Annotated in this window: 5 protein-coding genes; all 5 read left to right on the forward strand. The window is 42.9% G+C overall.

Translation table 11 applies throughout. From position 1 onward, the window contains the following. Nucleotides 1-89: 89 nt before the first annotated feature. The 5 genes from MKY98_RS12585 to MKY98_RS12605 all read left to right on the forward strand — a co-directional run bounded on the left by MKY98_RS12585 (nt 90) and on the right by MKY98_RS12605 (nt 6,207). The gene (locus MKY98_RS12585; protein WP_069011339.1) at nt 90-1,112 is read left to right on the forward strand and encodes an NADH:flavin oxidoreductase/NADH oxidase; all 1,023 of its coding nucleotides are present in this window, start codon (nt 90-92) and stop codon (nt 1,110-1,112) included. Nucleotides 1,113-1,686: 574 nt separating this feature from the next. After that, the gene (locus MKY98_RS12590) at nt 1,687-2,097 is read left to right on the forward strand and encodes a MarR family winged helix-turn-helix transcriptional regulator (protein ID WP_069011340.1); all 411 of its coding nucleotides are present in this window, start codon (nt 1,687-1,689) and stop codon (nt 2,095-2,097) included. Between the two features lie 73 nt (nt 2,098-2,170). Continuing rightward, nucleotides 2,171-3,934 (forward strand): ABC transporter ATP-binding protein, encoded by a 1,764-nt coding sequence (locus tag MKY98_RS12595; RefSeq protein WP_039275165.1) that lies wholly within the window; start codon nt 2,171-2,173, stop codon nt 3,932-3,934. Continuing rightward, nucleotides 3,927-5,777 carry an ABC transporter ATP-binding protein gene (locus MKY98_RS12600; protein WP_069011341.1) on the forward strand — a complete coding sequence of 617 codons (1,851 nt, stop codon included), beginning with the start codon at nt 3,927-3,929 and terminating at the stop codon, nt 5,775-5,777. The genes MKY98_RS12595 and MKY98_RS12600 overlap by 8 nt, the downstream gene beginning before the upstream one ends. A 121-nt stretch (nt 5,778-5,898) precedes the next feature. Continuing rightward, nucleotides 5,899-6,207 (forward strand): hypothetical protein, encoded by a 309-nt coding sequence (locus MKY98_RS12605; protein ID WP_039275163.1) that lies wholly within the window; start codon nt 5,899-5,901, stop codon nt 6,205-6,207. Nucleotides 6,208-8,232: the final 2,025 nt, after the last annotated feature.

Consider the following 8,232-nt stretch of genomic DNA (forward strand, 5'->3'; position numbering starts at 1 on the left):
CAAATGAAACAAACATGTTAGTATATATGCGTGTGCATGCATTTTGTTGTTGTATTTCCTAATATAACTCAGAGAGGAGTCTTTCTCACATGAAAGATTTATTTAGTCCCTATACAATTAAAGGTTTGGAATTGAAAAATCGCGTAGTTATGCCTCCAATGTGCCAATACTCGGTTGAAAAAAAGGACGGGGTTGCCACAGATTGGCATTATATGCACTATGTTAGCCGTGCAGTAGGCGGAGCTGGTTTTATCATAATTGAAATGACAGATGTAGAGCCGGATGGTCGTATCTCCGATTTTGATCTTGGTTTATGGTCAGATGAGCAGATTCCTGCTCTCAAACGGATTGTAGATGCTTGTCATAGCTACGGTGCCAAAGTGGGAATCCAGATCGCGCATGCCGGACGCAAGGCGGAAGATGCTGAAGTTCCTGTAGCACCATCTGCTATTGCATTTGATGAAAATTCAAAACAACCTCGCGCGCTTACAACAGAAGAGGTTAAAGGCCTGGTTGAGAAATTTCGTGCTGCTGTAGCTCGCGCTGTCAAGGCTGGATTCGACAGCATTGAAATTCATGGTGCACATGGCTATTTGGTTCATCAATTTCATTCGCCGCTTACGAACAAACGGGAAGATGAATATGGTAAAGACCTTACCCTTTTTGGTCGGGAAATCATCCAGGCAGCGAAGGGTGAAATGCCAGAAGATATGCCGCTCTTGATGCGTATTTCTGCCAAAGAATACGTAGAAGGTGGATATGGTATTAAGGAAAGCATTGCTTTTGCCAAGGAATATCAAAAGGCAGGAGTAGATATGTTTGATATTTCATCTGGCGGTGAGGGACCTATAGCTGCATGGGGCAGACCAGGAACTCACGCAGCGTATCAAGTCCCCTTAGCAAAAGAGATCAAAGAAGCTTTGGATATTCCAGTGATGGCCGTTGGAAGACTAGAAGATCCAATATTGGCGAATGCAGTTATCGGAAATGAAGAGGCCGATCTGGTTGCTGTGGGTAGAGGGATGTTGAGAAATCCTTATTGGTCACTGGAAGCCGCATCAAAATTGAAAAAAGAAACTGCAATCCCTACACAGTATACTACAGGGTTCTAAGACTGAGCTCTTGCTAATCATAATTGGCCTGTCAAAGTTAAAATGGTGGTGAACCGCTAGCTATATTTGACCAGGAAAAGATTTTAAGACCGAATGCAACGATAAAAGACTTTGAAATGGAAATGGTCGATTAAGCGAAAAAAGTACGTCCTTTAGACCTTTTGTAAAGTACTCTATCAAGGTACTCTACAGAAGGTCTAATTCAATGAACTATGCGACCACAGAGAGCATGTCAGAGGAAGATACATAAGATGAGATTCGGTTTTAGCTCTTAGGTGTTGTGATATGTGGCACTATAAGATGGTTATTCATACCATGGACGTTACAATGCAATGTAGCTATCAATGTTAGAAGTGAAGGTTGGTAAAAGCCTTGCAAACCACTCCTCGAGTTTTTGGCATTTCCATTGAACTTTTTGTGTGGAAAATTTGGTGAAAATACAAGCTGGTTACGGAGGATTTTTTGTATTCCATATTTTCTCTAATTGACTTTGTAACCCAACATTATTATTATCTTATACTATAAGATTAATTATCTCATACTATAAGGTATTAGCGAGAAGGTGTTGTGACCATTGGATTATAAAGCATTAGCGACAGAACTATTCGAGTATATCGTCAAATCGCGGAAACCAGCATTAGAGGAACGAGGGCACTTCTCACGTGGCGAAATGGGGATTCTCATTTGTCTGAATTTCAATAAGGACGGGGTTACCTCTGGCCACTTGAGCGAATACTTGTCCGTCAGTACGGGACGAGTAGCAACGGCACTGAAGAGCCTTGAGAAGAAAGGACTAGTTGTACGGCGTACTGATGTCAATGACAAACGTAAGGTGATTGTATTCATTACGGATTCAGGTAAGCAATTTATGATTGATAGGCATAAGGAAGGAATCACATGGACCGAGAATGTTCTTCGAAAGTTAGACGAACAGGATGCCAAAGAACTGATCCGGCTCATTAAGCTTATTGTCTCTAGAAGCTGAATTTCTATGCAGACGCAGGAGCACCATACTTCACCAGACATCAAAGACTATCAGATAAAAGGAGAGCAACGGAATGCTAAAGATATTCAAATATCTCAAAAAAAATGAATGGATGCTCGTGCTTTGCAGCCTGGCTTTCATCGTTGTGCAGGTTTGGCTTGATCTGAAGCTACCTGATTATATGGCGGAAATTACGACCAAGCTGCAAACAGAAGGAACACCTATGTCCGAACTGCTGATTCCCGGCAGTTACATGTTGTTTTGTGCCGTCGGCAGTATGATTGCATCTATTATTGTCGGCTATTTTGCGGCAAAGGTCGCGGCAGGGCTGGCCATGCGTCTGCGTGCGATGGTCTTTGACAAGGCCTTATCTTTTTCCATGGAAGAGATGAACAACTTTTCAACAGCCAGCCTTATCACCCGCTCCACGAACGATGTTACCCAAATTCAAACGGTGGTTGCGCTGGGGCTGCAGGTGATCATCAAGGCGCCGATTCTGGCCGTGTGGGCCATTGCAAAAATTGCGGATAAAAACTGGCAGTGGACCGCCTCTACAGGAGTGGCTGTGGCTGTCCTGATCCTGATGCTGAGTGTCATTGTTATTTTCGCTCTTCCGAGTTTCCAAAAAATCCAACGTCTCACCGATAATCTGAACAGAGTAACACGTGAGCATCTGACCGGGCTTCGGGTGGTGCGCGCTTATAATGCAGATCAGTATCAGGAGGAGAAGTTCGGGCAGGCTAATGCCGAATTGACGAATACAAACCTGTTTGCGAACCGGTTAATGGCAATGGTTGGCCCGGGTATGACCTTTATTATGTCGGGTCTGAGTGTCTCGATCTATTGGGTTGGCACTTACCTGATTAACGGAGCGGCCGTGCCGGACCGCATTACGCTATTCTCTAATATGGTCGTATTCTCCTCTTATGCGGTGCAGGTGGTCATGGCCTTTATGATGGTAAGTATGATTTTCTTCCTGATGCCTCGAGCTTCGATTTCTGCCAAACGGATCATGGAGGTTTTGAATACCGAATCCAGTATCGTTAACGGGCATGAGACGACTGGAGAAGAAAGCGTTATGGGGCAAGTGGAATTCCGTAATGTCAGCTTCAAATATCCGGACGCGGAGGAGGCCGTGCTTCGCAATATTAGCTTTACGGCGAAACGAGGCGAGACGGTTGCCTTTATTGGCGCTACAGGCAGCGGCAAAACCAGCGTGATCAATCTAATTCCCCGCTTCTATGATGTGACCGAGGGAGAGGTACTCGTGGACGGTGTGAATGTCAGGAACTATAATCAGCAGGCACTCCATAACAAAATCGGATATGTTCCCCAGAGAGCTGTACTGTTCAACGGTACGGTGGTATCCAACGTTTCGTATGGTGTTAACGGAAGAGCAGGAGCTTCAGAGAAACTCGTCAAAGAAGCCGTTGGTATTGCTCAAGGAACGGAGTTTGTTGAAAAAATGGATGGTCAGTATCAGGGTAGAATTTCGCAAGGTGGAGCGAACGTGTCCGGTGGTCAAAAGCAACGGCTGTCGATTGCGCGTGCCATCTACCGACAGCCGGAAATTTATATTTTCGATGATTCCTTCTCGGCACTAGATTACAGAACAGATCGGATTCTGCGCTCCGCTCTCAAAAAAGAAACCGGCCACGCTACGACACTTATTGTTGGTCAGCGCATAGGCACTATCAAAGACGCTGACCGAATTATCGTGCTGGACCAGGGGGAGATTGTAGGGAGTGGCACGCATGAAGAGCTGATGACGAACTGCAGCACCTATCAGGAGATCGCATATTCGCAGCTTTCGAAGGAGGAACTCATACATGGATAAGAATGAACACACCGTCGACAGCCAGCAAATGAAAATGAATCAGCCAGGTCCCATGGGCAAAGGTCCCGCGGGGGGCAGGGGTGGTGGTGAAAAAGCAAATAATTTTAAAAAGACCATCAGCCAGCTTGCATCCTACAGCAAGGCCTATGTGCCTATGATTATACTCGCTATGGTACTGGCCCTGGTCGGCTCTACCCTCAACGTGATTGGCCCAGATAAGCTCAGTGATATTGCCAACCTGATTCAGGAAGGAATCGTAACCGGGATTGATGTAAGTGCTGTTCAGAAGATTGTTTTTGTATTAGCGCTTTTATATGGATTTGGTCTTATTTTTAACTATTTTCAGGGCTTCATTACAGCAACCGTCTCACAGCGTCTTACAAAGAAGATGCGAACAGAGCTGTCTCGAAAAATCGATCATATGCCTTTGAAGTATTTTGACTCTACGAGTTACGGTAATGTGCTTAGCCGCGTAACAAACGATGTCGATACCATCGGACAAACGCTAAACAACAGTCTCGGCACGCTTGTTAGTGCGCTGGCTACCTTTGTGGGTGCTTTGATTATGATGCTGTATACGAACTGGATCATGACCGTTACCGGAATTGTAGCTACGCTGATCGGCTTTAGCCTGATGAGCGTGATTATGAAGCATTCACAGAAATATTTTGTAGCACAGCAAGCGGAGCTTGGCCAGATCAACGGTCATATCGAAGAAACCTATGCTGGTCATAACGTAGTCAAGGTCTATAACGGGGAACAAGCAGCCAAGGAAGTGTTTCATGGCATTAACACCCGCTTATATACAAATGCATGGAAGTCCCAGTTCATGTCTGGTCTGATGATGCCAGTCATGATGTTCATTGGAAATTTTGGTTATGTCGCGGTCTGTGTTGTGGGAGCTTTGCTGGTCAACCAACAGACTATAACCATCGGAACTATTGTCGCCTTCATGGTGTATATTCGTCTGTTTACACAGCCCTTGTCACAGCTGGCACAGGCTGCAACCAATCTGCAATCGGCGGCCGCTGCCAGTGAACGTGTATTCGAATTTTTGGGTGAAGAAGAACTGGCGGATGAAAGTGACAAGACTATGAAGCTGGATAACGCCAAAGGGGATGTTGAATTCAAACGTGTTCGTTTCGGTTATAACGAAGACCATATGATTATCAAAGACTTCTCTATGAAAGCTAAAGCTGGTCAGAAAGTCGCCATTGTCGGTCCGACAGGCGCTGGTAAGACCACGCTCGTGAATTTACTCATGCGGTTTTATGAGCTGAACGATGGAGAAATCTACATTGACGGAACCCCGATCAGCCAATTAACGCGTGAGAATATTCATGAATTATTCTGTATGGTGCTTCAGGATACCTGGCTGTTCGAAGGAACGATTCGTGACAATATCGTCTTTTCCAAAGATCATGTTACTGATGAGCAGGTAGAAGCTGCATGTAGAGCGGTGGGACTGCACAGTTTCATTAAAACACTGCCGCAGGGATATGATACAGTTCTGGATGACAAAGCCAATCTCTCTGCGGGTCAAAAGCAATTGATTACCATTGCAAGGGCGATGATTGAAGATTCACCTATGCTCATTCTGGATGAGGCCACAAGCTCGGTCGATACGCGTACGGAATTGCTGATTCAACAAGCGATGGACCAGCTGACTGTGGGGAAAACCTCCTTTGTGATTGCTCACCGACTTTCGACGATCAAGAATGCGGATCTGATTCTGGTCATGAAGGACGGTGACATTATCGAAATGGGTAACCATGAGGAATTGCTAGCAAAAGGCGGCTTCTATGCCGATCTATACAACAGTCAGTTTGAACATGCGTCCTAAAAAGTAACTGCTTGAAAGTATAATGAATATCCATATAGTTCCAACTTAATTAACATCATCATGTGGACATTATAAGGTATAAGAGTCAGAATTTCTTAATCATAATTGTGGAGGCAGATCAATGAACCAGCGTTTTCGAATCACCCGTTCCATGCAGGAAAATCCTGTGGAGCAATCCATTTCCCTGGAGGAGTGCAAAGATTACTTTGCATCCCAGCCAGACTTTTCGTATTCACGGGAGCTTATCATACAAGGTGCTGAGAGCACCATGTCGATCGAGGGAGATTTTTTCATGTGGAAGTATGCTGACGTAGAAATACCTTTTCGTCATTACATGGGGGATGTGTACGTGGCTATTTCCAATGAGGCTGTCGTGCCTAAGATGATTGAAATTGCAACAGATTTACAAGCAGATGTAGTGGATGGGTGAAGAACGATTCTTATTGCAGCAAAGTAGGCGTAGAAGCCAAGCTCTGATTATCCGGTTCAGTTCTCGCACCAGTTTGAATCGGTTAATGTGGACAGCCGCGGGAATCCCTTGTCATCTAAAAGACGTGATATACGATTGTTTGTCTGGATATCTGGTGAGTGGTTGCAAAGGATTTGTTCCATGTCTGATCACAGGGCAGAAGCTCAATCGGTTGTGATGCGCTCGGCAACAAAAACGATTCGATTCGTACACAGTATACATCACACAACAAATGTTTCTGGTACGTTCGCTGTGGCAGTATTCACTTCATTCTTAAGGGTCAAGTCGCCAAAACATAAAAATAGCAAGTCTCTTGCAACATGGAGACTTGCTATTTTTATGTTTCCGGTTCATTGAATTTTGCGAAAAAAATAGTTCCATAGTTATGATTTTTCTAAAAATTTATACTTTTAAAGGAAGATCAAAACGTTTCTATTAAATAAAAAGCAAAGTTTCTAGCTAAAATTAGAGAAAAATTTAATCTGAACTGAAATTTCAGAAGAAAATTAAAGAAAATTTTGCATGTGAATTAGTTCAAAAGAGCTATGAAAAGTCACTATCTATTTAAAAAATGAAGAGTTATTAATTTTGAATCACTTCAGCTTGATGTGAATAAATTCCATTATATAGGTGATTAAAGAATATTGCTGAAAAAGTTGAAATTTGTCGGATGATGTCAGAATTGATTTGTTACATTTGTGTTAATGATGTGTAACGTAAAATTTGTTTTGATACAAGGGTTTTGGACTTTTTTGCAAGTCTACGTCATTTTGATTTTATCAATTTATAAAATCAAAAATTTTGTCTTAAATCACGTTAACGGGTCATGATCGGTATTCAATTTAATAAAAAAAGTGAAATTATTGTATTTGAAGATATAAAAATAATAGAATAATATGGGTTATTTATGGATTTCATGAAATCTATCAATTTGGAACTTTTGTCCCATGCTAATCGGTTTTAAAGTTTGTATATTTAAAATAGCTAGAAAGTATTGGGAGGAAAAAAGGGATATAAGGATTTATTGTGAAATTTTGGGCAATAAGAGGATTTGAGAAATTTATATGGCGACTCCGATCATGTCTTAGTTTTTAAAAATCGTGATCTATCTGACTGAGAAGATCCAGTTATTTTCGCCCGATATGAGGACTTTGCTTAATGGCTTGCAGAACATAGAAGTTGTTCAACAGAAGCTCCATGGACATCAAGCAGGACAACATGCCCTCACTGCTTCCCGAAATGGCTTCATAAGTACATAAGCTGTTCTCTTTTTTAGACAATGTATGGGGGCACTGATTGTAATTGAAACAGCATGGCAGTTGTATAGGCCAAACTGTAAGATTCCCTGTCCATAGCATCATATCCAGTAAATCCGTCCCACATCTCCCGTATTGCAAAAGACAACTTCATTATTTTTAAGGTATGTGAAACGTATCCTTAGCAGCCTGGGAACCCCGTTGGCCCGTCCGATGACCATCATTTTTCATCCATGTACAAAATCAGGAAGTCATAAGCGCAGTCGTGAATCACGCTCCTAACCACGCTGCAGCAGCTCATGTATCTCACAGCATCGATACCCTCCAGCCAAGATTCGACAGCACACATCATGATACACTACGTTGTTAATATTGTGGCAACCATTCTACAACCCACCACCAAGATGCACTCTCAGCATAATTCAAAAATATTCTCATTCCATGCACATTTTCATACATCCAGAGTCAGAGTTATTTGCTATGTCCGCACAACTAAAAAAGCTTGCACTGCGAAAGTGTGAGCGATGAAAAGAAGATGCGCTTGTTTCGATTCAAATTCAGCTCTTTGAAGGCACCCATATCTCAATGGTATATCAGGAGTGATCGCTTTTGCCGACTACCATTGGCAATTTAATGCCGGAGAAAAGACACGCATGACTAGTTCCTTGACAAGGGCGGTCATTTATGAGGAGTTACTTTACCTCTATCTATTTCGCGAGGAGAGATACGT

Origin of the sequence: Paenibacillus sp. FSL M8-0228, from assembly GCF_038007385.1 — a bacterium.
GTDB classification, from domain to species: Bacteria; Bacillota; Bacilli; order Paenibacillales; family Paenibacillaceae; genus Paenibacillus; species Paenibacillus polymyxa_D.